The sequence below is a fragment of the Sorangium sp. So ce834 genome, assembly GCF_051521425.1.
GTDB classification, from domain to species: Bacteria; Myxococcota_A; Polyangia; order Polyangiales; family Polyangiaceae; genus Sorangium; species Sorangium cellulosum_D.
Map to the genome: position 1 here is coordinate 1,146,134 of NZ_CP150351.1, position 26,970 is coordinate 1,173,103.

The following is a 26,970-nucleotide window of genomic DNA, read 5'->3' on the forward strand; positions in this document are numbered from 1 at the left end:
CGGGCGCTTCGGAGGCCGGACGCGGCCCCCAGACCCATGTCAGCGTGACCCCCGGCAGGGAGCCCCGACCCCGTCGAGCGGACCTCCGGCCCGCTCCCGACCACACGAAGCGCGGCTCTTACCACAGCGGCTCAGAGGCAGGCATCGCAAGCGCCCACCCGGAAACCCTTCGGTCCAGGACGGTTCGCGCAACCTCCTCGACCGTCCAGGATGACAACCCATCGCGCGTCCCGCGCTCGATTCCCGGGGACACCCCATGCACGGCCGGCCCGAGCACGCCATACTCTCGATGTAATTTAAATCACAAAATCCGACGTGGCGGGCTCTCGGCGCCGTCACGGTGCGAGGCCTGCGGGGGGCTCATGGACGTCTACTGCGAAGTCTGCGGAATCGTCACCACGGTCTCGGGCGGCGCGCGCGGCGGGGCTGCGATCGAGTGCCGCGTCTGCGGCAGCGCGATGCTCGGCGCGCGGGGGAGGGGCACGGCCGGGCTGCCGGCGGCGGGCGCCGCGGCGCGCTCGAGCCGGCCGCCCCCCCCGCTCCGGCGATCGAGCGCGCCCCCGGTGCCGCGGCACGACGACGACCCGACGATGATGGATCTCCGGTCGCTCGCCCTGAAGTCGGTCCTCGCGACCGATCCCGCCCCGAGGACGGCGGCGGCGCCGGCGGCGAGCTCGCCGCCGCCCGGGGGCGGCCCTGCCGCTCCGGCGGGCGTGACGGGGCTGGCGGCGGGGCGGGTCGCGGCGTCGATGCCGGTCGCGGTCGATGCGCCGCCGAGCGTGAACGACGTGCTGCGGGTCTACGGCGCGCTCGCGCCGGTCGCGACGCCCTCGGGGGCGCGGCACCGGGTCCGCGTGGGCGCGCTCGTAGCGGCGTCGGCGGCCGGCGCGCTGGCGATCGCCGTCCTGGTCGCGCTGGTCGCCCGCCAGCGGCCCCGCGCGCCGGAGGACGCTCTGCTGCCCGCCGCGCAGCGCGGCGTCTCCCGGGCCGGGGAGATCGCGCGCGAGGTGAGCGCGCCGGCCGATGCGCCCGGGCAGCCCGGCGCAGCGCCGCGCGGGCGCGAGGCGCTGGCGCCTGGGTCCGGCGAGGCTGGCGCAGCGGAGCGCGGCGCGGCGCCGGCGCCGGCCGCCGCGGCCAGGGCCGAGGCGAGCGCGGCCTCCGGCGCGGACGCCCGCACGGCCGCCAGCGCAGGCGTCCGCGCCCTCGCCGCGGCAGGCGCGCGCGCGGCGTCCGCGTCGGGGGCCCGCGCCCGGCCGGCGCGCCCGCCGGCGCCGCCGCCCGCGCCGCCCGCGTCCGAAGAGGCGCCGCGGCCCGCGCCGCCCGTGTCGCTCACCGACGCGATGGCCGCCGCCGTCGCCGGCACCCCGCCGCCCGCCGCCGCGCAGCCGGAGCGACAGGCGGACCAGAGCGAGGAGTAACCCGCGAGGGGCTCTGGGCGAGCTTCAGCGCCGCGCGCGCCCGGCGAGCGTCAGCGCCGCGCCCTCCCGCGCCGCCGTCGCGCGATGACGGCTGCGGCCACGCCCGCCGCGAGCAGCGGCCAGCGCGCCGCGCCCTCCGCGGTCGCGAGGCGACAGCCGCAGCCGGCGTCGTCCTGGATGCCGCCGCCGCCGTTGCCGCCTCCGCCGCCGTTGCCGCCGTCGCCGTCACCGCCTCCGGCGCCCGCAGCGCCTGCGCCTCCGGCGCCCGCAGCGCCCGCGCCTCCGGTGCCTCCAGCGCCCGCCCCGCCGTAGCCGGCGCTGCCGCTCGAGGGGCCGCCCCCGGCCCCCGTCACATCGGTGGGCCCCTCATCGAAGTACGCGCCGCACGCCGGCCCGACGGCCAGCCCGTCGCGCGCCGCGAGCGCGAGCGCGTAGACGCCCGCGCCGAACCCGATCATCGGCGCGTTGAACTTGTAGGCGCCGCTCGTCTCGTCATACGTCTCCGCGATCGCGAGGTAGTTCGCGGACGACTGGTCGAGCACCCACCGGAGCAGCCGGTCCGAGCGCGCCTCGTCCCCCATGAGCCGCGCGGCGACCGCGCCGCGCAGATCGGTCACGACCCACTCGGCGCTGTCGTACTCGCTGCCCCAGGGGCTCAGGTCGCTCGCGCCGGCGTGATCGAAGCGATCGTCGTTCCGGGACCACCCGGCGCCCGCGGGGACGCGCAGGTGCTCGTCGAGCCCGGCGAGCGTGGCGGCGGCGATGCGGCCCCGCGGATCGAACAGGCCCATCGCGATCCCCTCGAGCACCGCCGCGTCCCAGTAGCCCGCGCCCGCCTCGAGCTCCTCCAGGCTCGCGGCGAGCGCGCCCGAGGCGTCCGTGAGCCGCGCGGCGATCGCGGCGCGCAGCCGGTTCGCGGCGTCGCGGTACCCCGCGGCCCGCTCCGCCTCGCCGCGCCGCGCCGCGATGTCCGCCGCGTCGCACAGGCCGCGCGCCGCGGTGATGCTCGTGTACGCGAAGGAGCGCTCTCGCCCGTTCCAGTGGGTCTCCCAAATCGACGAGTCCTTCCGGACGAGGCCGGTGTCCGGGTCGATGAGCGCGACGAGCGCGTCCGCGACCTTCGCCGACGCTTCGGCCCAGCGCTCGTCCACGAAGGCCGTGTCGCCGGTGAGCTCCTCGTAGCGGCGCAGCGCCCAGAGGAACAGGCCGAACCCGTCGAACTCGAGGTTCGGGCCGAAATCGTTGACGTCGGTCTCCTCGACCCCGAAGCCGTGGTAGCGCACGAGGCTCATCTGGTAGGGCGGCATGTCGTACGACGCGAGCTCGTTCCAGCGCTGGAAGCGCCCCGCCTCCGCGTCGAGGTAGTAGCTCAGCGCGTCGCGCGCCTCGGTCTGCATGCCGAGGGCCGCCATCGCCACCGTGGCGTAGGCGCCGTCGCGGATCCAGGCGACCGTCCACTCGCCCGGCGGGAGGCTCGCGAGCACCGCGCCGCGGCCGCGGTGGGCGACCGTCGCCGGCAACGCCGCGGGCTCGCCGCCGAGCGTCGTGCCGAAGCGCGTGGCGCGCGGCTCCTGGTCGCGCGTCAGGTGCTCGCGCAGGAACGCGTGGCTCTCGCGGGACTGCGCCATCCGGAGCATCACGGCCGATTGCCGGAGCAGCGCCGTCTCCTCGGGCGTCGCCGTGGGCGGCACCTTCACCGCGCCCTGGAACGCGCGGTACGCCGCGATCTCGCCCGCGACCACCTCCGCCGCGCCCTTGTCGCCGACGTACGCGTCGAGGGCGCCCTGCACGCGCGGATCCGCCGCGCCCGAGGGGTCGCCGTGGTGCGCGAACGCCACGCCGACCCACCGCGCCTCGCCGGGCGCGATGCTGCCGAGGTCCCACTGGAACGCGCTCACCGAGCCGTCCGAGGTCGGCGCGGCCCCCTCGAGGTCCGGCAGGTCGGCGACGGCGCCGCCCGCGACGATCCGGTAGACGTTGAGGTCCGCCGGGCTGCTCGCGCTCGACGCGCCGTGGCGCGCGACGGGCTCGAGCGCGCGGGCGACGACCACGCCGGCGAAGGCGCGCTCGAGGAAGTCGCGCCGGCCGTCGCTCGCGTCGTAGGCGACGGTCTCGCCCGACTCGCCGATGTCGGCCATCACGCCCGGGCGCCCGAAGCCGAGGTGGAAGTTGTGCAGCGAGAACGCCGACACGCCCTCCGCCGGCACATCGCCACGGTTCTCGACGCGCATCGCCATCACGAACCCCGCCTGCGCGAGGCCCTGCGGCGCGAAGAAGAACTGCGCGCACTCGAGGTTGCCGACCCGCTGGACCATCGTGACGACGCCCGTGCCGCCGCGCTCCCCGCCGGTCCAACCGGCGTAGCCGCTCGCGTCGAGGTCGACCGGGACGTCGGTCAGCCAGCGCTGCCTGCCGTCGGAGCGCAGCCCGAAGTACGCGTCGTAGAGCAGGTCGCGCGTGGCCACGGCCTGCGGCTGGTTGCCGACCCAGACCTCCGCGCCGCGCTCGTCGAGGAGCGGTTCCTCGGTGGCGAACAGGTGCTCGCGGAAGTGGGTGAGCCTCGCCGCGCCCAGATCGAGGAGCACCGCGCCGAACCCGTTCGACGAGGGCAGCCGGAAGAACGTGCGCCGCACCGGCGCCTCGGCCCGCGCCGCGCCGGGGGCCGCGACCGCCGCCGCGGCGCCGAGCGAGAGGAGCGCGGCGCCGAGCGCGCGGAGGGCGCCACGGGCGGCGCGAGGCGGGACGCTTCGTTGGTGCCCCAAGTATTCCCGTGCCGGGGTCCGGCGATGCATCCGCGGCACTTTACAGGAATGGCCGTCGTCCCGGCGCGCCGGCTCGCCGGCCGCCGCTCAAAATGCTGCAACGCGCCCCCCGGCGTGGTAACGGCATGCCCATGACAAAACTGCCTGCGTTGATCCTCGTGGTCTCGGCGCCCCTCGCGGCCTTCGCGGCCGGCTGCGGCTCCGATCCGCAGCCGCCGGCGAATGTCGGCGGCACCGTCGCGCCCCCTCCGGTGGCGAGCACCGCGGCGCCTGCCCCGAAGCAGGACACCTCCAAGCCGACGAGCGGGTCCATCCGCATCGACGACAAGATCCTCAAGGCCTGCGGCGATCTGCCGACGGCCCGCTTCGCGTTCGACTCGACGGCCATCGAGGGCGAGGCGGCGGGCGCGCTCGACGCGCTCGCGCGCTGCTTCGTCTCGGGTCCGCTCAAGGGCAAGGGGATGAAGCTCATCGGCCACGCCGATCCCCGCGGGGAGACGGAGTACAACCTGGGCCTCGGCCAGAAGCGCGCCGGCAGCGTCGCGGAGTACCTCGCCAAGAAGGGCCTCGATCAGGGCCGCATCGCGACCTCGTCGAAGGGCGAGTTCGAGGCGACCGGCACGGACGAAGAGGGCTGGGCGCGCGACCGGAAGGTCGACATCCTGCTGGCGGACTGAGCGCCGCGCCGCGCGCCGGCGCTCGACGATGTGAAGAGGGCCACGGCCGCGCTTCCAGGTGAGAGGGGGCCGCGGCCGCAAACTGCACTGGACGGGGCCGCGCGCGCGGCCCCGCGACGAGCCGATTCCCTGACCCAAAGAGATCGAAATGGCCTTCCTGCAAAGCGCCCCCGAGGCGGCGACGGCGGTCCCGATCAAGCTCGATCCCGTCTCCCTGATCCTCCACGCCTCCGGTCCCGTCTTCCTGGTGGTCTGGCTGCTGATCTTCGCGGCCATCCTCGTCTGGGTGATCGCCGTCCTCAAGGTCCTCCAGCTGGCCCGGCTCTCGGCGCAGCAGGCGCGGTTCGAGCACGAGTCGGCGCACGCCCACTCGCCCGATCAGCTGTTCGCGCTCGCGCAACGGCACGCGGACGCGCCGGGCGCCCGCGTGGTGCTGGAGCTCAGCCGCCGCGCCGGGACGGGCAAGCTCCTCGAGTCGATCGCGAAGCGCGCGATCGTGACCGAGACGCAGCGGGCGAGCTCGCTCATGCCGACGCTCTCGTCGATCGCGGCGGCGTCGCCCTTCATCGGCCTGTTCGGCACCGTCTACGGGATCATGGACGCGTTCCTCCGCATCGGTCAGCAGAAGAGCGCGTCGCTGCCCGTCGTCGCCCCGGCCATCGGCGAGGCGCTCATCGCGACCGCGATCGGCCTGTTCGCCGCGATCCCCGCGGTCATCGCCTACAACGCGATCAACAAGCGCATCGACGACCTGCTCGCCGCGCTCGAGGCGGCGAGCGAGGGCTGGGTGGAGATCGCGTCGCTGTCGGCGCGCGGGATCCAGGAGTCCATCCCGCTGGCGCTCCAGCGGACGAGCGACCGGCCGACGCCGGTGATGCCGAAGGGCTGAGGGGCGGGGCCGGTCATGGCGATGTCGGTCGGCGGAGGGCGCAGGCGGCGGGGCGGCGGGTTCAGCGAGATCAACGTCACGCCGCTCGTGGACGTGATGCTGGTGCTCCTCGTGGTGTTCATGGTCACCGCCCCGCTGCTCACGGCCGGGCTGCGGGTCGAGCTGCCCAACGTCTCCGCCGAGGAGGCGCCGACCAAGGACACGAAGCTCGTCGTGACCGTCACGAAGGAGGAGAAGATCCTCTTCGGCGAGGACGACGCGACCGCCGACATCGAGGGCGTGCTCGCGTCGAACGGGCGCGTGCAGAAGGAGAAGGAGCTCTACATCCGCGCCGACAAGGACGCCCGCTACGGCGCCGTGGCGCGGGTCGTGGCCGCCGCCCGGGCCGCCGGGGTCGAGGGGCTGAACCTCCTCGTCCAGCCGGAGCTCGAGCCCGAAGGCGCGGCGCCTCCGCCCGGCGGCGCGGCGCCGCGGCCCGGCGGCGCGGCGCCGCGGCCCGGGGGAGCGGCGCCGCGGCCCGGGGGAGCGGCGCCTTGAGCACGGCCGCGGCGCGCGCGCCGCGACCGACGCCGCCGGGACAGCGCCGGCCGAGGAGCGACTTCCGCCCGCGAGACGTCGCGCTCGCCATCGCGGTGGCGGTGGGCGTGCAGGCGGGCGCCGCCGTGGCGATCACCTTGGCGGACCTCTCGGTGCCGGCCGCCGCGCCCGAGATCGAGAAGGGGCCGAGCGTCCCGGTGAAGGTGATCCCGGTGCTCGACATGGACACGCCGCTGCTCAAGCTGGGCGGCAAGCGCGACAGGATGAAGCTGCCCGATCGGTGGGTGCGCCAGACGCCCAAGCCGCGCGTCGAGCAGAAGGCGTTCGTCTCGCCGAGCGCGGGCAAGACGGAGAAGGACATCCCGCCGCCGGAGATCAAGGTCGCCGACGCGGGCACCGCGCCGCCGCCGCCCGACGCCGCGATCGCGAAGCAGGTCGACATCGAGCTCGATCCGAAGACCACCGACGCGGGCGAGGCCCCGAACGTCGAGCAGGAGGGGCACGCGGACGGCGTGAAGGAGGGGACGGAGACCGATCCCCTCAAGGCGCGCGCGGTGGATCTGTACCTGGCCCGCATCGCGGGCTGGTTCTCGAGCAGGTTCCGCGTGAACGGCTCGGGGCTCCCGCCGGAGGAGCTCACGAAGTACAAGCCGCGCGCGGTGATCGTTTTGTCGGACGGGCAGATGGTGAGCTACACGCTGACGCCGAGCGGGAATCCCGCCTTCGACGCGGCCGCGCGGGCGACGCTCGAGGGGGCGAAGGGGCAGGCGCTGCCGCCGCCGCCCGAGAACTATCCCGACCTCGGTCAGAAGCAGGTCAGCGTCACCTTCGTCTGTCGGGAGAACACATGCGACTAGCTCAATACGCCCTCGGCGCGCTGGCGCTCGCCGCCGCCGCGCTCGCTGCCCCCCCTGCTCCGGCGCAGGCGCCGGCCTCCACCGCACCCCCCGACGCGGAGGAGATCCTCGGCCACATCACGGTCGTCGCCGGCGCGTCGCGCCCGCTCCCGAAGATCGGCGTCCTGCCGTCGCTCGTCTCCGACCCCGAGGACGTGACGCTCCACAGCGTGGTCCGGCGCGATCTCGAGCTCTGCGGCGAGTTCGAGGTGCTGCCCGACAGCGCCGCGCCCGACGGCCTGTACCTCTCCGACAGCCCGGTGGACGTGAAGGCGTGGTCCGCGAAGGGGGTCGAGGCGGTCGTCAGCGTGCGCGGCAAGAAGGTCGGCCCGGACAAGGCCGAGCTCGTCGGCCAGGCGTTCCTGGTGAACCGCGGGCAGGCTCCCGTGTTCGACAAGAAGTTCATCGTGCCGCTCCGCGACGTCCGGTTCGAGTCGCACCGGGTGGCCGACCAGCTCATCGGCGCCCTCACCGGCCAGAACGGCGGCTTCGCCAGCCACATGACGTTCGCCTCGGGCTCGGGCTCGCTGCGCCGCGTCTTCACGATCGACGCCGACGGGCACGACGCCAAGGCCGTCTCCCCGCCGGATCAGACCGCCATCGCCCCCGCGTTCGGGAAGAGCGAGCAGCTCTACTACGCGGCGAGCGTGAAGGGCGACGAGTACAAGATCTTCACGCCGGCGGGCGGCCCGCAGGCGCTGCCCGTGAAGGGCTCGGTCTACGGGATCGCCTTCTCCAAGGATCGCTCCCAGCTCGCGCTCAGCATCGGCGTCGGATCGACGATCAAGCTGTTCTCCGGGCCCGACTTCCAGAGCATCAAGCCGGCGTCCGAGGTGGGGATGGCGCTCCACCCGGCGTTCACGCCGACCGGCAAGCTCGCCTTCTCCGGCGAGGGCAGGTACGGGCAGCGCATCTACGTGGGCGGCAAGGCGATCTCGCCGGAGGGGCTCTTCGCGTCGGCGCCCACGTTCTGCAACCACCCCGACGGGGTGAAGGCGATCTACGCCGTCGGGGTCGGCAAGAACACCGACCTCGTCGTCTCCGGGGAGACGGGCGGCGGCCTCGCGCGGCTGACCCAGAACCAGGGCAGGAACGGGTACCCGGCCTGCAGCCCCGACGGGCGGCTCGTGGCCTTCTTCTCGACGCGCACGTCCGGCGAGGGCCCGGGGCTCTACATCATGCGCGTCGACGGGCAGCGCCCGAAGCGCATCTCCAACCTGCTCGGGGACTCGCTGCGCTGGGATCCCCTTCCTCCCGGCAAGGCCGTCGAGGCGAAGAACTGACCCGATCGCCGGCGCCGTCCCGGGACGAGCTCCGCTGAGCCGAGCCCGGCGGTGGCGTGCAGACCGGGCGCGGGGCGTGCGGACGCTGCACACGCTGTGGCAAGGCGTCCCGCACGGTCGGCGCCCGGCCCAGCGGACCGCACGCCGCGCGTCGCGCCGCGGCAGGCGCGGCCAGGACGTCCGGCGCGCGGGATCGGCGGGCGCCTCGTCGCGGCTGGATCCAGGGGCTCTCCGTCCGGCAACTTCTTCGGCCCAGGCGCGTCTTACGCAGGTCGTTCCTGCGCGAGCGCGCGCGTCTCGGCAGCGAGCGGAGCGCCATGAGACCGCGCCCTGGGTCACCGCTTCTTTGGCCCGCTGCGTCGGTCGCGTTTAGCCTCCGGACTGCTCAGGGGTGAGTTGGCTGGAAAGTTGCACCGCCGGAGTGCCGTAGATCGCCCTGGTCAGCCAGCGAAACGAACATGGAGAAGAGCATGGTGTCGAGCCGTATCTGGACCGCCATCGCGATCGTCTGGACCTTCTGCGCCGGTGGCTGCAGCTCGGTGGAGGCGGTCCAGGAGGTGAAGATCAGCGAGCAGGGGGGCTTCCGGAACCCGGAGCACCGGCTCGCCCCGGGAGAGGACGGGGGCTACTGCAGCGCCGAGGTGCTCCGCTGGCAGTACGATGAGCCGTCGGCGACGCTCCGGCTCGCGGATGCCCGGTTGATGCTCGATTGCTGCGGCACGCGCGCGATCCACGTCGAGAGGATCGACAGCCTCTACGAGGTCACCGAGCGCGACGCGCCGGACGACGCCGGGGGGCGCTGCAGCGAGCAGTGCGCCTTCGACCTGTCGGTGGGCGTGCAGGACGTCCCGCGGGGCGAGATCTACGTGAAGCTGCTGCGCGACGTCGTCGATCGGCAGGGCAGCCCGGCCGTGGTCTGGAGCGGCACCCTCGACCTGGATGTCGCCGCGGGCGCGGTCGTCCTCGACGACGCCCCCGCAGACATCGGTTGCCAGGAGCAGAGCTCGCCGCGCCGGCGCAGCACGACCGTCGCCGCGAGGTGACGACGGCGCCCGCGTCGCACGCCGCGGCCGGCACTGCGGGATCGCGGCCGACGGCGGGTCGGTGACGCACCTCGACAGACCGGACGTAGGTGGGATTGTGGAGCAGGTCGACCGACCATGACGGCCGAGGTCAGACGACCGAGCGTACTCTACTACTTTCGCCTGGACTTTTATTCCAAGAACGCGTAGATCACACCCGAATGTGCGTGCAGCTGCTCCGGGGTGCAGCGTGCATGCACCTCCTACCCACGTCTGCCAGCGACTGAATCCGGGGCATGTGCCGCGGAAACGGATTGCGAATTCTTATTGAAGCCCCTGTTACTTCATTTTGGGCGTATTTTAACAGTGGGGCGGGATAGCCAAGGACGTCGGGGCATGAAGTACGTGGGGGCCTGCAGGGCGCTTGCAACGGTTGGATCGCTGGTTCTTCTGAGCGCGTGTCTGGAGACGGAGCCCGCGCAGGTCGGGACCGTGAGCGAGGCCGGCGGATTCGTGGAGCCGGAGCGGAGGCTCGCCGTCGAGGGGGAGGAGAGCTACTGCGGCGCCGAGGTGCTGCGCTGGCGCTACGATCCGTCGACCGGCTCCCTGGCGGTCGCGGACAGCCGGCTCTTGCTCAACTGTTGCGGCCAGCGTGCGATGCACGTGGACCGGATCGACAGCATCTACGAGATCACCGAGAGGGACGAGCCCGATGCGGCGAACCCGCGGTGCGACTCGGTCTGCGCGTTCGACTTCGCGGTGTCGATCCCCGAGGTCGCCCCGCGCAAGGTCTACGTGCGGCTGCTGCGGGACGTCGTCGACGCGCAGGGCAGCGCGGAGCTCATCTGGCAGGGGGAGATCGACGCCCGGAAGCTGTCCGGCGAGGTGGTGCTCGACCACGCCGTCGCTCCGGGCGAGTCCTGCAGCGGCTCGTGATCGCTTGCCGCTCCGGCGCGGGAGCGGTCCTGTCGCGCGCGAGCTGCCGGCGAGCGTGTGCTCGCGCCGGCGGCTTCGCGGCTGCGTGACGAGCGCCGCATCGCCGACGGAGCACGCGGCCGCGGGACGGCCCCGCGGCGGTGAGGACGGCTAGGCGGCCGCGATCGCGCGTCGACCGCAACGGCGCCGGCGACGCGGAGGTCGCGCTCCACGCGATCGGACGGCTCGGCGGCGCGGCCGTCCGCCGTCAGTCGATCAGCGTGCGGGCGGGGCGACCCGGCTCGCACTTCACGAGCGTCGCGGTCAGCTCGAGCGTCTCGGGGAGCGTGCCCTGCACCTGCGCGACGACCTGCTCGACCACGTGCTGGGCCTCGTCCAGGTTGGGACCCACGATCGAGACGACGAACGTGAGCGGGCCGGTGCGCCCGGCCGCGGCCGGCGTCAGGCTGAGCAGCAGCGTCTGGGTCAGGTCGACGACCTGAAGCGCCGCCTTGCGCAGCGCGAGCATCTCGAGGATCGTCGGCCGCAGGCTCACGAGGCCGTTCTGGCCGCGGAGCTCGAAGCGCGCGATCTGCATCGGCACCTCGGCCCACTCGGCGAAGAAGCCGTCCTCGTCGATGGCCTTCATCAGGTGCTCGCGCACGAGGAGCCCCGTGAGGCCGTCGCGCCGCGCGAGGTAGCGCTTCGCCTTGTCGTGGTGCGGCGAGTCCGGTCCGAACGTGACCACCATGAGGCGGCACTCCCCGAGCTGCACCTCGGCGCCGTGGAGCAGCGAGACCTGCGCCTTGCGCTCGAACGGGAAGTCCGCGTACGTGCCGTTCGTGCTGTTCAGATCCTCGACCAGCCACGAGCCCGTCTGCCAGCGGAGGAGCGCGTGCGACCCGGAGACGGTCGCCTCGGCCAGGACGAGATCTTGATCGCTGCGGCGGCCGATCGAGAGCACCGGCTTCTGCAGCGGGAACAGCGTGGCGACGCTGTCCGGCGCGTTCGTGGCGTACGTGATGAGCAGCGACTGCGCGCCGGGGGTGAACTGCGTCTTGATGGCGCGCCCGGGCGCAGGGCCGGGATCGATGCGCTCGCGCGGCAGCTGGATCGGCGCGGTCGTGGTCTGCGTCGGGTTGAAGAACCGCATGTGCCGCGCCTGCGGGCGCATCTGCGGATCCGGGTTGAGCGCGCGGAAGATCTGCCGGATCTCGTCGTTCGTCAGCGCGGCGGGCACGTCGAACGTGATCTGCTGCTTCATCGTCTTGAGCCGCGGCTTGTAGCCGGGCTCGGGGACGCGGCAGGTCCACATCTCCCAGAGCGTCAGCGCCGCGGCGTAGACGTCGTCCTCGGGGCTCGCGCCGCCGTTGCGCAGCCGCTCCGGCGACATGTAGTGAGGCGTGCCGCCGTCCGGCGGCGCCCCCGGCTTGCGCACGGCCGCGCGCGCGCGCTCCTTCGCGAAGCCGAAGTCGAGGATGACGGCGCGATCGTCGGCGACCATCACGTTGCCGGGCTTCAGATCGCCGTGCACGAGCCCCTGCTGATGGATGGCGGCGAGCCCCGCGCAGACGTCGGTCGAGATCTTGCGGAACTCGTCGGCGCTGAAGCCGCCGGACGTCTTGCGCTTGCGGATGTGGTTGTGGAGCGTCTGCCCGGGGATGTACTCCATCACGAGGATGGGCCCCCACGGGCTCGGCGCGAGGTCGTGCACGCGGCAGACGTTCGGGTGGCGCGCCTTCTGGGCGAGGATCACCTCCTGCCGCAGGGCCTCGTCGTCGCCCGGCATGGCGGAGGCCTCGGGCACCACCTTGAGCGCCACCTGCTGCTGGGTCAGGCGATCAAAGGCCAAGAACACCTCGCCCATGCCGCCTTTGCCGATGCTCTTCAGGACCTCGTACCGGTCGTTGATGACCGTTCCGACGTCGATGGGAGGGAGGGGATCTTTGGTCACGGCCACGGGCGCACGAAGGGTGAGGAAGAGCTCCGCGCCGGCGCCGAAGCTGAACCGCCGGCACGCCGATACGGACTGCGCGCAGGGTCGTCCATTCGAGCCCCGGGCGCAACGAGTCGTTGCACATGCGCTGCGGCTTGCCCGTTCGGCGCGGCGCGGAGCGGCCGCCGGCCGCTGCGGGACCGCCGGCGCGCGGCCGCCACGGCCGCCGCTGCGGGCCCGCCGGCGCGGCCGACTGCGCGCGCAGCGGCCGGCTGCGCGTGGCCGCCCGCGGCGCCCGCCCACGGGAGGGCGCCGCCCGGCGCGTTGTTCACAGGAGGGCGCCGCCCGGGCGCGCTGTTCAGGAGAACGGCCGCGCCGTGTGGGCGTGGTTCAGCGGGCCGTGGCCGTGGCCGAGCCCCGGCGCGGCGCGCATCGCCTCGCGGAGGTAGCGCCGCGCACGCGCGATCGCCGGGACGAGGGCGAGGCCCTGGGCGAGGCCGGCGGCGATGGCCGAGGCGAGCGTGCAGCCGGTGCCGTGGGTCGCGCGCGTCTCGATGCGCGCGTCCTCGAACAGCTGCTCCCCGCCAGGGTGCCCGGAAGCGCCGGGCTCCGGCGCGGTCCGGAGGACGTCGACGACCACGGCGCCGGGGAGGTGGCCCCCCTTCAGCAGCACGGCGCGCGGGCCCATGGAGAGCAGCTGCGCGGCGGCGCGGCGCATCGCGTCCACGCTGTCGATGACCGTGCCGGTCAGCGCCTCGGCCTCGGGGATGTTCGGCGTGAGCAGCGCGGCGAGCGGCAGGAGCCGGCCGCGCAGGGCGCCCTCGGCGTCGCGCTCCAAAAGGCGCGCGCCCCCCTTGGCGACCATCACGGGATCGACCACGAGCGGCGCGCCGCGGCCGAGGCGCTCGTAGACGCGCGCGACCTCGTCGATGACCTCGGCCGAGTGGAGCATGCCGGTCTTGATCGCGTCGGCGCCGATGTCGTCGAGCACGAGCTCCATCTGGCGGCCGATGAAGTCGGGCGGCACCGGGAACACGCCGGCGACGCCGCGGGTGTTCTGCGCGGTGAGCGCCGTGATCGCGGTCGCGCCGTACGCGTCGAGCGCCGTGACCGCCTTGAGATCCGCCTGGATGCCGGCGCCGCCGCCCGAGTCGGACCCGGCGACGATGAGGACGCGGCCCTTCATGGAGCCCCCGGGCCGCGGGGGACGGCCAGCCATATGTTGTCGTTCACGAGCACCCGCCGCCGCGCGTCAATAGTGCTTGTCGAGGACCGCCGGATCGGTCGTTGTCGAGAACACCGTGTCGCAGCGACGGCACCGGTATTTCACCCTCGTCGGCCGGGCCGAGATCCCGAACGCGAGCTGGAGGTACCCCACGAAGCGGTATTCCGCCTCGGCGCTCACCATGTAGTGATCACGGCCGTGTCCGCAGGGGCACTGCACCGGCTCGGACGTCGTGCGGTTGCGATAGGGCATGGGCATGGAAGGTGTGCTCGTCGACATGCGCTTTCAGGGTAGTCTAGGGGGTCTGCGGCGGACGTCGAGGGGCGGCGCCGCGGAACAGGGCCGACGGGAGGCGGGCGGCGTGAGCAGGGCGCTCGCGCGCGCCGGCGCCGCCTCGCGCGGCGGCCCCATCGAGAGACGGGCGCTTTGCGCCCCGCCGCGGACCGAATAGGAGTGCCGCCATGCGCGCCGCACTCCGCGCCGAGCGTCTGGTGAAGCGGTACGGCGACTTCACGGCCGTGGACGGGATCGACCTCGCCGTACACCCCGGCGAGATCGTGGGCCTGCTCGGGCCGAACGGCGCGGGCAAGACGACGACCCTGCGGATGCTCGCCGGCATCCTCTCGCCGACCGCCGGGCGTGTCCTCATCGGCGGCGTCGACCTCGCCGCGAGGCCGCTCGAGGCGAAGCAGCGGATCGGCTTCCTCTCGGGCGACACCCAGCTCTACCAGCGGCTCACGCCCCGCGAGGTGCTCCGCTACTTCGGCCGGCTGTACGGCATGGGCGAGGCAGCGCTCTCGCGCCGCATCGACGCGCTCGTGGCCGACCTCGAGATGGAGGCGTTCGCCTCGCGGCCGTGCAGCACGCTGTCGGCGGGGCAGAAGCAGCGCGCCAACATCGCGCGCGCCTTCCTCCACGAGCCCGAGGTGCTCATCCTCGACGAGCCGACGACCGCGCTCGACGTGATCAGCGGCCGCTTCATCGTCGAGTCGATCCGGCGCGAGCGCGCCGCGGGGAGGGCGGTCCTCTTCTCGACGCACATCATGGGCGAGGCCGAGTACCTCTGCGACCGGATCGCCCTGCTGTACGAGGGGCGCATCGCGGACAGCGGCGCGCTGCCGGAGCTCCTCGAGCGCACCGCCACCGCGAACCTGACCGACGCCTTCCTCTACCACGTGGAGCGGAGCCGCCCGCGCGAGGCGCGCGATGGGTCAGGGAGCGCCGGCGCGCCTGCTCCGGGAGGGCCGGCGCGGTGAGGCTCGCCATCGTCTGGACCATCCTGCGCAAGGAGCTCGTCGAGTCGCTCCGGGACCGGCGCACCCTCGTGCGCCTCGTCCTCGTGCCGATCCTCCTCTATCCGCTCTTCGCGCTCGCGATGAGCAAGCTCGTCGGCTCGGAGGTGGCGGCGCGCGAGGCGCGCTCGTCGCGGATCGCGGTGTGGGGCGAGCTGGCCGAGGGCCTCTCGACGCGGCTCTCGTCGGCGGCGAAGCTCGAGCTCGTGCCGTGGGCCGGCGCGCCGCCGGAGGTGCGCGAGGGGCTCCTCTCCGGGGCGCTCGCGCCGCCGGCGGGCCCTCCACCCCGAGCCGAGGAGGAGGCGCCGGGGGCCGAGGGCTCGCGGCCGAGGTGGATCGAGCCGGACAACCCCGTGCTCGCCGCGGCGCGCGCCGCGGTGAGCGAGCGCGAGGTCGACGCGGTGCTCGTCCCGTGGCCGTCGCTGGGGGCCGAGCTCGGGCGCGGCGGAAAGGGCGCCGTCGCGATCTATTTCGACTCGGTGCGCGCCGACTCCGCCACGGCGGAGGCGCGCCTCGCGGGCGCGCTGCGGCGCGCCCGCGGCGCCATCGTCGCCGAGCGCGAGGCCGCGCGCGGCCTGCCCGAGGGGTTCTCGGTCGCCTACGACGTCGTGCCGCGCGACGTCGCGGCGGACAGCCGCAAGGTCGGCCAGATCCTCGGCTCGATGATGCCGATGATGCTGATCCTGATGTCGCTCCTCGGCAGCTTCCTTCCGGCCATCGACCTCACGGCGGGCGAGAAGGAGCGCGGCACGATGCAGACGCTGCTGTGCGCGCCGGTGCGATCCATCGAGATCATCTCGGGGAAGTTCCTGGCCGTGTGGATCATCTCGCTGCTCACGGCGCTCGGCAACGTGGTGAGCCTGTCGCTCACGGTGAGCCGGATGCTCCCGGACGTGATGGTCGTCGATCCCTGGATCTTCGCGCTGACGTTCGCGCTGCTCGTGCCGGTCACGCTCCTGTTCTCGGCGCTGTTCCTCGCCCTCGCCGTGTTCGCGAAGGACTTCAAGGACGGCCAGAACGCGCTCATGCCGGCGTACCTGCCGCTCTCGCTGCTCGCCGGCATCACGGCCCTGCCGGTGGTCGAGCTCAACCCGTGGACGGCTTACGCCCCGGTCCTCAACATCGCGGTGCTGATCAAGGCGCTGTTCGTCGGGGAGGCGCCGGTCGATCTCCTGTTCACGGCGCTCCTCTCCTCGGCGCTCTACGCCTGCCTCGCGCTCCTCTTCGCGGCGCGCGTCTTCGAGCGCGAGAACGTGCTGCTCGGCGGCCAGGAGTCGGCGCGCGCGGTGCTGGGCCTCCGGCGCCGGGCCGGCGGGGCGCCGTCGGCCGGGTTCTCGCTCGCGGCGTTCGCGGGCGTCCAGGTGCTCTTCTTCTACGGCAGCCTGCTCATCGCCCGCGCCAGCGTGGCGGTCCAGCTCGCGGTCTCGCAGGTCGGCTTCTTCCTCGCCCCGACGCTCGCGCTGGTCGCCGGCTTCGGCTACTCGCCGCGGGCGACGCTCGGCCTCCGGCGGCCCTCGGTCCGGGGCGTCGCCGGGGCGCTGCTCCTCGGGGCGTCGGCGTGGGCCGCGATCGGCGGCACCGTCCTCCGGTGGTTCCCCCCGCCCGAGCCGTTCGTCCGCGAGCTCGGCGAGCTCGTGCTGCTCGGCGGGCAGCCGTACCTGGTCGTGCTGCTGCTCGTCGCGGTGACGCCGGCCGTCTGCGAGGAGCTCTTGTTCCGCGGCCTCGTCTACGCCGGGCTGCGCCGCGCCGGGCCCGCCGTGGCGATCGGCGTGTCGGCGCTCCTCTTCGGGCTCGCGCACGGCTCGGTGTACCGGCTCCTGCCGACGCTCTCGCTCGGGCTCGTGCTCGGCTACGCGCGCCACCGCACCGGCTCGGTGCTGCCCGGGGCCCTGCTGCACGCCTTGAACAACGGGCTCGCGGTGTCGCTGCTCTATTTCAAGCCGCCGTCGGTGCAAGGGATCGTCGAGGGAGAGCTGCTGCCGTGGAGCGTGACGGCCGCAGCGGCGGTCGTCTCGCTGGCCGGGCTGCTCCTGCTCCGGTCGGCATCGCCGGGAGCGCCGGAGGAGGGCGAGCTCCGCGGGGAGGGGGGCCGAGGGGACCCCGACGGCGGGAAGCAGGGGGAAAATCTGAACTAAAACAATAGTTTGCTGCCTTCGTGGGGACTCTTCCGGCGAGCGCGATCACGACCGGCGCGGGAGGGGAGCGAACCTGGCGGGGGCGGCGGTGGTGTGGGCCTTCGCGCAGAGATGGATGAATCGCGCGTCTTGCGCCGGTCGCCCGCTGGGGTACGGACATCGATGTGCACGCGCGCTTCCTTGCGGGGCTCGTTGCGGCGGCGATGACCTCGGCGCTGTCCTGCTCCCCCGGCGGCTCCACGTTCGCGGAGCTCGGTGGAACCGCGCTGATGGCGTCCCCGGCGCCGGCCCTCGCGGGAGCGGCGCCAGCCCTCGCGGGAGCAGCGCCGCTAGACGACGGCGGAGCGCCGACCCTGGCGGAGCCAGCGCCCGCCATCGCCGGCGGAGCTCCCGCGGCGCCGCCGGCGGCGTCGCCGGGATGGGCCGGCCCCTGGGTCGAGCACCTCGCCGACGCTGCCGGCCTGCGCGAGCGGCCGCCGCGGGCGCAGCGCCAGTGGAGCCACATCGCCGCGGCCGCAGGCGCGGATTGCCGCGACGCGCTCAAGCAATCCGGCGCGCGGTTCCAGGCGCTGCCGGACGTCGCGAAGCCCAACAAGAAGGGGTGCGGCATCCCGCACGGCGTGCTGCTGACGCGCGGCCCGACCGGCATCGTTTACTCGCCGCCGCTGCAGGTGGATTGCTCGCTCGCCCTCCGGCTGACCGATATCGAGCGCGTGGTCCAGGAAGAGGCGGAGACGCACCTGGGCTCGCCGATCGCCCGCATCAGCACCCTGGGGAGCTACGCCTGCAGGGAAGTGGTCGGCAGGATGCGAAGGTGGAGCGAGGGGCTGAGCGAGCACTCGTTCGGCAATGCCTTCGATATCGCGCGCTTCTCGCCGAAGCGCGGCCGCGCCATCAGCGTGCTCCGCGATTACGTGCTCCACGGGAGCGACCCGACCACCCGCGAGGGGCGCTTTCTCCGGGGCGTGGCCCGCCGCCTCCGCGCCGAGGGGGCGGCCGCGCGCGTCCTCGGGCCGGACTTCGACGCGAGCCACCGGGACCACCTGCACATCGATTGCGGCACGCCGCGCTGGTACTGAGCCGCGGGGGCGCGCCTCAGGTCAGCGCGAAACGAGGGACGGCGGCCCCGCGCTCACCCGGATCAGGCCCGCAGCTCGAGGATCCGCACGTCGTACGGCGCGAGCTCCACGGCGTGGACCTTGGACTTGCCGCCAAGCTCGGTCAGGTGGCCCGAGGCCGCGACGGGCTCGACCGAGATCGGCGCGTCGGCCTGGCTGATCAGGAACACGAAGCGGCGGCCGTCCCGGTGGCGCAGGGTGTCGGCCGCGACGCGCGGGTCGTCCACGGTCACCGGCCGACGCACGCCGGCGAGCGCGGCGAGCGCGTCGTAGAGGCGGTAGGTCGGCTCCGGGTTGACCCGCGGGGTCGCCGCGGCGAAGTGCTCGATCGGGTAGGTGCAGAGCACGACGCTGCCGCTGCCGACCCGGCGCCGCAGCAGCGCCGGCCGGCCGCGCTGGTCGACCGCGACGACCTCCGCGCCCTTGGGCCGCACCGGCAGGTAAGCGCGGCTGTGCTCGGTGCCGGCGACCGGGAACGCGAGCGTGGTGCCCTCCGCGATCGGGCCGAACCCGCGCGCGAAGGTGAGCTGCACGCGATCGTCCTCGATCGGGTCGACCATCCCGTAGCGCAGCTGATGCTCGACGCCGAACATCGCGTTGAGGTGCGCGTACCACGGGCCGCGCTGCGACCCGTGCGTGCCGTGGGAGTACGACGCGTAGACCACCGCGCCGCCCGAGGCCAGCCGCTCCAGGAGATGCCAGCTTGGCGCGGTCAGCTGCTTGGCCGACGGCAGGAGATACAGCCGGCAGTCCTCGGCGATCCCGTCCCGCTCGCGGGTCAGCCCGACCGGCAGGTCCGCCTCCTTCGCCGCGATGTAGGCCTGCCGCAGCGTCGTGAACAGGTAGCTGCGATCCTCGGCCTCGGTGAACGGAAACGCGCCCTCCAGGTACGACGGCACGATGAGCGCCGCGTCGGCCGGCTCGCGCTCGCAGCCGAGGACGTCGATGTCGGCGAGCACCCGGGCGAAGCGCGCCATCTCCTCGAGCTGCGGCTTGGGGCGACCGTCGGTCGTCGTCAGCCCGAAATGGAGCTCGAACGGGTGATGCCGGTAGGGGTCCTGGTCGATGAGGTCGAAATCGGTGTTGTTCCAGCCGATCCAGCCGGTGGCGCCGGCGAGCAGGGTGTTGTGGAGGACCTGCCGGTAGTAGTGCGCGGCGTTCTCGTCGGAGACGAAACCCGAGGACACCCCGAACTCCTCCAGCACGACCGGCTTGCCGAGGAAGCCCGTGAGCTCGCAGATGAACGCCGCCCCGTAGTGCTGGCGGACCAGGTCGTTCTCCATCCGGTACACGTGCGGGCCGAGGAAATCGACGAGCGCCCCGAGGTCGCGCACCGAGAACCCGTTGTCGTTGCCGGTGACCTCGATGCCCCACGCGCCGTCGCCGATCGAGATCGGCTGGCTCGCCCCGCCGGCCCGCAGCCCCTGCACGACAAGGCTCGCCCAGCTCGTGACCGTCTCGCGGACCGAGCGCTCGCGCTCGCCGTAGATCGGCATCTCGTTGGAGACGAGCCAGCCGGTCACCGCCGGGTGGCCCGCGAAGCGCCGCGCCATCTGCTCGGCGAACCACGCTTGCCGGGCGACCATCCACACGTCCCCGTAGAGATCGCGCCCGCGCCGCCAGACCGGGTCCCAGTTCTCGCCGGACATGTGGCCGACGAGGAGGGTCGGAATGGTGGTCATCCCCGCCTCCACGTGCGCCTCGAGGAAATCGCCGTAACGCTCCGCGCAGCCCTCGTCGATCCGGTCGGGCTCTGGCATGAAGTGGGGCCAGTAAAAGAACGACCGCGTCATCGTGAGGCCGTGCTCGGCGAGCACCCGGAGCTCCTCGCGGACCAGGGCCGGATCGTAGCTCTGCCACATGAGCGGGCCGCCGCGCCTCGACCAGAAATTGGCCCCGAGCCAGGCGACGGCCTGTTGACGAACAGCGACTTTGGCGAAATTGCGATGCATATACCTCACGTCCCGATCAGGCTACTTAATCGGTTCAGCGTGCGCTCTGCAAGGGAGGAACGCACCCGCGGCGGCGCGGGGCCGGATCAGGCGCGGGGGGGCGGCGCGGTGCTGCCCCGCGTCGCGAGCGTCGGCGCGCTGCACTCGACGTCGTCGATCGGCTCGCCGGCCACCAGGCGGAGGAGCAGCGCGGCGGCGCGGGAGCCGTGCTCGGCGATGTTGCGGCGCACCGCGGTCAGGGCGGGGTGCACGAGCTGGCACAGCGCCGAGTCGTCCCACGCCACGATCGAGAGGCGCTCGGGCACGGGGACGCGCATTTCCTGGGCGACGGCGAGCGCGGCCACGGCCATCACGTCGTTGTCGAAGACGATGGCCGTGGGCGGCGTGGCCCCCGCGAGCAGCCGCCGCGTGGCCTGGCCCCCGGCCTCGCCCGTGTAGTCCGCGTGGACCGTCTGCACGCGCTCGATCCGCCGCTGGCGGGCGGCCGCGTTGAACGCCTTGGTGCGGAGCGCGGTGTGCATGAACTCCGCGGGGCCGGCGACCCGCGCGATCGACCGGTGGCCCAGCGCGGCCAGGTAGTCGACCACCGCGCGCATCGCGCTCGCGTCGTCGCTCCACACGCCCGAGAGCCGCCCCTTGCCCATCGGCCCGCCGACCACCACCGCCGGGAGCTTCAGCTCCTCCACGAGCTTCACGCGCGGATCGTTCTCGCAGAGATCGACCAGGATCACCCCGTCCACGCGCCGCTCCGCCCACCAGCGGCGGTACGTCTCCAGCTCGGCCGCGCGATCCTCGGTCACCTTGAGCAGCAGCGCCTCCGCCTTCTCGGACAGCTCCGCCTCGATGCCCGAGATGAGCTGCATGAAGAACGGCTCGATGCCGAGCGTGTGCGCGGGCCGATCGATGACCAGGCCGACGGCGCTGGCCCGGCCGTCGGAGAGCGCGCGCGCCGCGTTGCTCGGCTGCCAGCCGAGCTCCGCCGCGATGGCGAGGATCCGCTCGCGCGTCGGCTCCGACACGCCGGGCCTGCCGTTCAGCGCATAGGAGACCGCTCCCTTGGACACCCCTGCACGCCACGCGATGTCCGTGATCGTCGGACGCTTCACGCCTCACCTCCGCTCCAGCCGGTGGAGCGCGCCTCTCGTGTGGACCTGCTCCTCCGCATGGCCCCGGTTGGATAGCACGACGGCCCGCGGGCGAGCCTCGCGCCGCGCAGGGCCGCGCGCCGCCCGGGGCCTGCGCAGCCGCTCCCACACCCCCTCCCAGCGCAGGCGCCGTGGGCGAGGGGCCGCGCTGCCCCGCGCGGCGCCCCGGCCAGCGCGCCGAGACCCTCCGCGCCGCGCCGTGGGATGGGGAGCCGCCTCCGCCCCCGGCGGACGCCGTGTTCACTGAATCGGTTCAGCCCGGTGGGCCGGTTCGTCTGTTGCGGGCGGCGCCGCTCACGCCACTTCCAGGAGCTCGCGCTCGGTGATGCCGAGCAGGAAGAGGATGGCGTCGAGGCCGCTCGCGGACAGCGACGTGTCCGCGGCCTCTCGCAGCTTGGGCTTCGCGCGGAACGCGACGCCGAGGCCGGCGCGCTGGAGCATCAGGAGGTCGTTGGCGCCGTCGCCCACGGCGATGGTCTGATCGAGCAGCACGCCTTCGGCCTGGGCGATGGTCTCGAGCAGCTCCGCCTTGCGCTGCGCGTTGACGATGGGCCCGGTCACCCGGCCGGTGAGCTTCCCGCCCTCGACCTCCAGCGAGTTCGAGTAGGCGTAGTCGATCCCGAGCCGGGCCTTGAGCGCCTCCGCCGCGATCGAGAAGCCGCCGGAGATCACCGCGGTCCGGTAGCCGAGCCGCCTCAGCACACGGACGAGCGTCTCGGCGCCCTCGGTGATGGGGAGCTCGGCGGCGAGCTTCCGGAGCACGCCGACGTCGAGGCCGCGGAGCAGCGAGAGCCGCTGGCGGAGCGACTCGTCGTAATCCATCTCCCCCTGCATCGCCCGCTCGGTGATCTTCGCGACCTGCTCCGCCACGCCCTTTTCGCGCGCGAGCTCGTCGATCACCTCGATGCGGATGAGCGTCGAGTCCATGTCCATCACGACGAGCCGCTTGCTCCGGCGGAAGAGGCCCTCGCGCTGCAGGGCGAGGTCGAAGCTGTTCTGCATGGCGAGCGCCAGGAGGGCCCGCTTGAGCGTGTCGGCCTCCTCCTCGCGCTGGAGCAGCACCTGGATCTCCACCGACGACAGGCGCTCGACCGACAGTCGCGCGATCTTCTCGATGTTCGCGCCGTGGCTCGCGAGCGTGGAGGCCACGTCGTGCAGCTGCTTCGCGCCGAGCTCCCGCCCGATGGCCGTCACCACGTAGCGGCTGCCTGGGGCGCGCGGCGGCGCGCCGCCGTCGAGCGGCTTGAAGTCGAGCGCCACGCCGAGCTCCTTCGCCGCGAACAGGAGCTCCTTGAGCCCGCTGCGCGTCTCCGGGAAGAGCGCGAGCAGCGCGAGGTTCAGGTTGCCGTGCACCACCACCTGCTCGATGTCGAGCAGCGTGGCACCGATGTCGCTGAGGATGCCGGTGAGCCGCGCGGTGATGCCCGGCAGGTCCCTGCCGGTGACGGTGACGAGGATCGGATCGGAGGCGGCCATCGCGCGCCCCTTATCAGGGCCGCGCCGCAGGGTCGACGCCGATCCCTCGCGACGTTCGAAAGCCCGGAAGAGCGCCTGTCGCACAGCGGCGCAGGGCGACAGGCAGACTGCCGGCGTCTTCCACCCTGGCCGGCCCCTCCCCCGCGGGCTCCGTCGCCGTTACCGGTACCGCCCGCGCCCGCGCGCCGCCGCCGCGCGCCCGCCGCCGCTCGCCCCTGCGCCCGCGCGCCCGCCGTTCGCCTTGGCGCCCGCGCCCGCGCCCGCGCCCCGCCGGCTCGCCGTTCGCCCGGAGCGCGCCGGCTTCTCCTCGGCCACCTCGCGCGCGATGCCGGCCTCCCCGTCGCCCTGCTGGGCCTTGAGCTGGCGGAGCTGATCGCGCAGCCGCGCCGCCTTCTCGAACTCGAGGTTCTCCGCCGCCGCGAACATCTCCTGCCGGAGCGCGTCGATCTGGTCGACCAGGTCCACCGCGGCGCGCGCCGCCTCGGCCGCGGGCTTCGCCGGGCCCTTCGGCACGGCGTAGTAGTCGCGCGTGCCCGACGTGGGCGACAGGTCGAGGATCGCCTTCTTCACCGTGGCCGGCGTGATGCCGTGCTCCTTGTTGTACGCCTCCTGGATCGCGCGCCGGCGGTTCGTCTCGTCCATCGCGCGCTTCATCGCGTCGGTGATGCGATCGGCGTACATCACGACCTCGCCGTGCACGTTGCGGGCGGCGCGGCCGATCGTCTGGATGAGCGAGCGCGGGCTCCGGAGGAAGCCCTCCTTGTCGGCATCGAGGATCGCGACCAGCGACACCTCCGGCAGATCGAGCCCCTCGCGCAGGAGGTTGATGCCGACCAGCACGTCGAACTCGCCGCGCCGGAGATCGCGGAGGATCTCCACGCGCTGGAGCGTGTCGACGTCCGAGTGGAGGTACCGGACCCGGATGCCGAGCTCGGTGTAGTACTCGGTCAGATCCTCGGCCATCCGCTTGGTCAGCGTCGTGACGAGCACGCGGTCGCCGCGGCTCACCCGCTCCCGGATGCGCGCGAGCAGGTCGTCGACCTGCCCGGCCACCGGCCGGATGTGGATCTGCGGATCGATGAGCCCGGTCGGCCGGATGATCTGCTCGACGACCGCGCCGGCCGACTTCTGCAGCTCGTAGTCGCCGGGCGTCGCGCTCACGAAGAGCACCTGGGCGTAGTGCTGCTCGAACTCCTCGAACTTGAGCGGCCGGTTGTCGAGCGCGCTCGGGAGCCGGAACCCGTACTCGACCAGCGTCTCCTTCCGCGCCCGGTCCCCCCGGAACATCGCCCCGACCTGCGGGATGGTCTGGTGCGACTCGTCGATGATGAGGAGGAAATCCTTCGGGAAATAGTCGATCAGCGTGGGCGGGGGCTCGCCGGGCTTCCGGCCCGAGAGGTGGCGCGAGTAGTTCTCGATGCCGTTGCAGAACCCCATCTGCTCCAGCATCTCGAGGTCGTACATCGTGCGCTGCTCGATCCGCTGCTTCTCGAGGAAGCGCACGGCCTTGTCGTAGAAGTCGATGCGCTCGCGCAGCTCCTCCCGGATCGCCTGGATCGCGAGCCGGAGCTGCTGCTGCTCGGTGACGTAGTGGGAGCCGGGGAAGACCGCGTAGCGATCGAGCTGGCCCACCACCTTGCCGCGGACGGGGTCGACCTCCTTGATCGCCTCGATCTCGTCGCCGAAGAACTCGACCCGGATCGCGAGCGACTCCTCGTAGGCGGGGAAGATCTCGACGACGTCCCCGCGGACGCGGAACGTGCCGCGGTGGAAGTCGACGTCGTTGCGCGTGTACTGGATGTCGACGAGCCGCCGCAGGAGCTCGTCGCGGCGGATCTCGGTGCCGCGCTCGAGCTTGATCAGGAGCCCGTGGTAGCTCTCGGCCGAGCCGATGCCGTAGATGCAGCTCACCGAGGCGACGATGATCACGTCCGGGCGCGAGAGCAGCGCGTGCGTCGCCGCGTGGCGCATGCGGTCGATCGCGTCGTTGATGATCGCGTCCTTCTCGATGTACGTGTCGCTCGTCGGGACGTAGGCCTCGGGCTGGTAGTAGTCGTAGTAGCTGACGAAATAGTGGACGGCGTTGTTGGGGAAGAGCTCCCTCATCTCACCGTAGAGCTGGGCCGCCAGCGTCTTGTTCGGCGCCATGATGAGGGTCGGCTTCTGCAGCTTCTCGATCACCTTGGCGGCGGTGAACGTCTTGCCGCTGCCCGTGACGCCGAGGAGGACCTGGAAGGTCTCGCCCTGCTCGAAAGCGGAGCAGATCTCCTGGAGCGCGCGAGGCTGGTCACCGCACGGCTTGAATTCGGAGACGAGCTCGAAGTTTGTGGGCATGGAGCGGAGGACCCTAGTGCGGCGAGGGCCTCCTCGCAACCTCCGGCGCGGTCACGGCCCCGCCCGCCCCGGAGGTCCGGCCTCGTCGGTGCACCAACCACCGGCCGACCGAAAATTGTCGGCGAGCTGTCGGCCGTGGTCGGACACCGACCACGGCCGCTCGCGCGGCGTGCAACGCGCGCGGGGCGGGGTGAGTGAGTGCGTGCGTGCGTGCGTGAGCGGCGCGATGCGGCCGAACAGAGCAGGAGGCGCTTGACGGCGGCGCGACGGTGGCGGATTCTAGGCGCTGCCGCGTCGTTGTGACGTGAGCCGAACACGGAGGTCAGGTCATGAGTGGGAATACACAGCACACCCATTGCGCCGCCGCCGTCGTCTCCGCCGCGGCCAGCTGAGCTCGTCTCCACGCCGTCGTGAAGGCGTGCGTGCGCCCTGATCGGCGCGCGTTCGTCCTGCGCTGCGCGCGCCTCACAGGGCATCCGCCCTGGCCGGGCGCGCCTTCCGGCGTGACGTCCTGACGGTCGACGAGCTCCGCGCCGCGGCGGCCCCGCGCGTGGAATGGCCGGCGCGGGCGCGTTCGCGCGCCGCCGCGCCCTTGTCCGTCGATCGCCGCGCGCCGCAGCTCGCGCCGCGCGGCCGAACGCCATGGAGCGCTCGTCCGTCATGCATATCGACTCCGATTTTTCCGTTGATCCGTCTTCGCAGAACGAACCGCAACCCGATCTGATCGGGCTCGGATGGACTCCCTTCTTCGCGAGCCAGCTCGCGTCCCTGGAGGAGGCCGTGCAGCCGGCGCGCGTCCTCCTCGCCTCCGCCTCGCGGCACCACGTGCAGACCGCGGACGGCCCGCGCCTCGCGGTCGTCAGCGGGCGCCTCGCGCACGAGGCCGCGGGCCGCGCCGCGCTGCCCACCGTCGGCGACTGGGTGGGGCTCAGGCCCGGCGACGGCGCCGGGCCCGCCTACATCGTGCACACGTTCGCGCGGAGCACGTGCCTGCGGCGCAAGGCCGCGGGGCCCGCGATGGAGGCGCAGGTGCTCGCGGCCAACGTCGACAAGGTGTTCATCGTCACGTCGCTGAACGCCGATTTCAACGTGCGCCGCCTGGAGCGGTACATCGAGGCGGTCATCGACAGCGGCGCCCGCCCGGTGCTCGTGCTCAACAAGGCGGATGTCTGCCCCGATCCGGGGCGGCTCATCGACGCCGCGCGGGAGGTCGCGCCCGCCGCGCCGATCGCGCTGGTCAGCGCCCTGTCCGGCGCCGGCCTCGACGCGCTCCGCGCCGAGATCGGGGCCGGGGAGACCATCGCCCTGGTCGGCTCGTCCGGGGTGGGGAAGTCGGCGCTCAGCAACCGCCTGCTCGGCGTGGAGGTGCAGCGCGAGGGGGCGATCCGGGCGTCGGACGAGCGCGGCCGCCACACGACCGCCCACCGGGAGCTCTTCGTGATGCCCGGCGGCGGCCTCCTCATCGACACGCCGGGCGTGCGGGAGCTCGGCCTCTGGTCCGACGACGGCGCCGCGCCCGCGGGCTTCGACGACGTCGAGGCCCGCGCCGCGGCCTGCCGCTTCCGGGACTGCAGCCATGACGGCGAGCCCGGGTGCGCGGTGCTGCGCGCCATCGAGGAGGGCGAGCTCGATCCGGAGCGCCTCGGCGCGTACCTGAAGCTCGGGGCGGAGCGGCGCTACCTCGCCCGGCAGCAGGACGTGCGCGCGAAGCTCGAGGAGAAGCGGCGCTGGAAGCAGATATCGAAGCGGATGCGCGCGAATCCGAAGCAATAGCCCGCCGGGCGTTCGATTGACGCTCGGAGACCGCGCCGTTAGTCACGAAGTCATGGCGCGCACGGCGCCGGTCCCCAACATCCCGGCCATTCCCGGCATGAACCCCGTCGTCTTCGTCATGGGCGGAGGCGCCGGGGGCGGTGGCCCTGGCGGCCGGAGGGGCAATGGCAGCGGCGGTCGACAGG

The 26,970-nt window shown here is 73.3% G+C and carries 20 protein-coding genes; 12 read left to right on the plus strand and 8 right to left on the minus strand.

Features of this window, described 5'->3' with window-relative positions:
* The first annotated feature begins 362 nt into the window (after positions 1-362).
* Positions 363-1,418, plus strand: a complete 1,056-nt coding sequence (locus tag WMF20_RS04260) for a hypothetical protein (RefSeq protein WP_437610909.1) — start codon at positions 363-365, stop codon at positions 1,416-1,418.
* A 50-nt stretch (positions 1,419-1,468) separates the two neighbouring features.
* On the opposite strand, the gene WMF20_RS04265 is transcribed toward WMF20_RS04260, so the two are convergent.
* Entirely contained in the window at positions 1,469-4,180 is a 2,712-nt protein-coding gene (locus WMF20_RS04265) for a glycoside hydrolase family 15 protein (RefSeq protein ID WP_437610911.1), read from the minus strand.
* A 131-nt stretch (positions 4,181-4,311) separates the two neighbouring features.
* Between WMF20_RS04265 and WMF20_RS04270 the strand changes: the two genes are divergently transcribed.
* The 7 genes from WMF20_RS04270 to WMF20_RS04300 all read left to right on the plus strand — a co-directional run bounded on the left by WMF20_RS04270 (position 4,312) and on the right by WMF20_RS04300 (position 10,420).
* Complete coding sequence (locus WMF20_RS04270) at positions 4,312-4,857, plus strand: OmpA family protein (protein ID WP_437610913.1); 546 nt, start codon at positions 4,312-4,314, stop codon at positions 4,855-4,857.
* A gap of 148 nt (positions 4,858-5,005) precedes the next feature.
* Complete coding sequence (locus WMF20_RS04275) at positions 5,006-5,746, plus strand: MotA/TolQ/ExbB proton channel family protein (protein ID WP_129573126.1); 741 nt, start codon at positions 5,006-5,008, stop codon at positions 5,744-5,746.
* Positions 5,747-5,761: 15 nt separating this feature from the next.
* The gene (locus WMF20_RS04280) at positions 5,762-6,283 is read left to right on the plus strand and encodes a biopolymer transporter ExbD (RefSeq protein ID WP_437610916.1); all 522 of its coding nucleotides are present in this window, start codon (positions 5,762-5,764) and stop codon (positions 6,281-6,283) included.
* Positions 6,280-7,140, plus strand: coding sequence for a TonB C-terminal domain-containing protein (locus WMF20_RS04285; RefSeq protein WP_437610918.1), 861 nt, complete (start codon positions 6,280-6,282; stop codon positions 7,138-7,140). Before WMF20_RS04280 ends, WMF20_RS04285 begins: the two co-directional genes overlap by 4 nt.
* Positions 7,131-8,462: a tolB protein gene (locus WMF20_RS04290; protein ID WP_437610921.1), complete on the plus strand. Its 1,332-nt coding sequence runs from the start codon at positions 7,131-7,133 to the stop codon at positions 8,460-8,462. Before WMF20_RS04285 ends, WMF20_RS04290 begins: the two co-directional genes overlap by 10 nt.
* A gap of 470 nt (positions 8,463-8,932) precedes the next feature.
* The gene (locus WMF20_RS04295; RefSeq protein WP_437610923.1) at positions 8,933-9,505 is read left to right on the plus strand and encodes a hypothetical protein; all 573 of its coding nucleotides are present in this window, start codon (positions 8,933-8,935) and stop codon (positions 9,503-9,505) included.
* 375 nt (positions 9,506-9,880) lie between these two features.
* Positions 9,881-10,420, plus strand: coding sequence for a hypothetical protein (locus WMF20_RS04300; protein ID WP_437610925.1), 540 nt, complete (start codon positions 9,881-9,883; stop codon positions 10,418-10,420).
* A 247-nt stretch (positions 10,421-10,667) separates the two neighbouring features.
* Here the strand turns inward: WMF20_RS04300 and WMF20_RS04305 are convergent, their stop codons facing one another.
* From WMF20_RS04305 to WMF20_RS04315, 3 genes are all read right to left on the minus strand, one after another.
* The gene (locus tag WMF20_RS04305) at positions 10,668-12,353 is read right to left on the minus strand and encodes an FHA domain-containing serine/threonine-protein kinase (RefSeq protein WP_236644444.1); all 1,686 of its coding nucleotides are present in this window, start codon (positions 12,351-12,353) and stop codon (positions 10,668-10,670) included.
* 340 nt (positions 12,354-12,693) lie between these two features.
* Positions 12,694-13,521 carry a bifunctional hydroxymethylpyrimidine kinase/phosphomethylpyrimidine kinase gene (gene thiD / locus WMF20_RS04310; protein ID WP_129573131.1) on the minus strand — a complete coding sequence of 276 codons (828 nt, stop codon included), beginning with the start codon at positions 13,519-13,521 and terminating at the stop codon, positions 12,694-12,696.
* 66 nt (positions 13,522-13,587) lie between these two features.
* Positions 13,588-13,818: a hypothetical protein gene (locus tag WMF20_RS04315; RefSeq protein WP_237245032.1), complete on the minus strand. Its 231-nt coding sequence runs from the start codon at positions 13,816-13,818 to the stop codon at positions 13,588-13,590.
* Between the two features lie 203 nt (positions 13,819-14,021).
* Here WMF20_RS04315 and WMF20_RS04320 point away from each other — a divergent pair, with 203 nt between their 5' ends.
* The 3 genes from WMF20_RS04320 (at position 14,022) to WMF20_RS04330 (ending at position 18,066) form a co-directional block, all read left to right on the plus strand.
* A complete protein-coding gene (locus tag WMF20_RS04320; protein WP_437610927.1) occupies positions 14,022-14,816 on the plus strand; it encodes an ABC transporter ATP-binding protein in 795 nt (264 codons plus the stop codon).
* Entirely contained in the window at positions 14,813-16,987 is a 2,175-nt protein-coding gene (locus tag WMF20_RS04325) for an ABC transporter permease subunit/CPBP intramembrane protease (protein ID WP_437610929.1), read from the plus strand. Before WMF20_RS04320 ends, WMF20_RS04325 begins: the two co-directional genes overlap by 4 nt.
* A 203-nt stretch (positions 16,988-17,190) precedes the next feature.
* Positions 17,191-18,066 (plus strand): extensin-like domain-containing protein, encoded by an 876-nt coding sequence (locus WMF20_RS04330; RefSeq protein WP_437610931.1) that lies wholly within the window; start codon positions 17,191-17,193, stop codon positions 18,064-18,066.
* 62 nt (positions 18,067-18,128) lie between these two features.
* On the opposite strand, the gene WMF20_RS04335 is transcribed toward WMF20_RS04330, so the two are convergent.
* The 4 genes from WMF20_RS04335 to uvrB all read right to left on the minus strand — a co-directional run bounded on the left by WMF20_RS04335 (position 18,129) and on the right by uvrB (position 25,012).
* Positions 18,129-20,057 carry a glycoside hydrolase 5 family protein gene (locus tag WMF20_RS04335; RefSeq protein ID WP_437610933.1) on the minus strand — a complete coding sequence of 643 codons (1,929 nt, stop codon included), beginning with the start codon at positions 20,055-20,057 and terminating at the stop codon, positions 18,129-18,131.
* Between the two features lie 86 nt (positions 20,058-20,143).
* Positions 20,144-21,163: a LacI family DNA-binding transcriptional regulator gene (locus WMF20_RS04340; RefSeq protein ID WP_437610935.1), complete on the minus strand. Its 1,020-nt coding sequence runs from the start codon at positions 21,161-21,163 to the stop codon at positions 20,144-20,146.
* 333 nt (positions 21,164-21,496) lie between these two features.
* Positions 21,497-22,678, minus strand: coding sequence for a phosphoserine phosphatase SerB (gene serB / locus WMF20_RS04345; protein WP_129573137.1), 1,182 nt, complete (start codon positions 22,676-22,678; stop codon positions 21,497-21,499).
* 159 nt (positions 22,679-22,837) lie between these two features.
* Positions 22,838-25,012, minus strand: a complete 2,175-nt coding sequence (gene uvrB, locus WMF20_RS04350) for an excinuclease ABC subunit UvrB (protein ID WP_437610937.1) — start codon at positions 25,010-25,012, stop codon at positions 22,838-22,840.
* A gap of 660 nt (positions 25,013-25,672) precedes the next feature.
* Between uvrB and rsgA the strand changes: the two genes are divergently transcribed.
* Positions 25,673-26,785, plus strand: coding sequence for a ribosome small subunit-dependent GTPase A (gene rsgA / locus WMF20_RS04355; protein WP_437610939.1), 1,113 nt, complete (start codon positions 25,673-25,675; stop codon positions 26,783-26,785).
* Positions 26,786-26,970 lie beyond the last annotated feature (185 nt).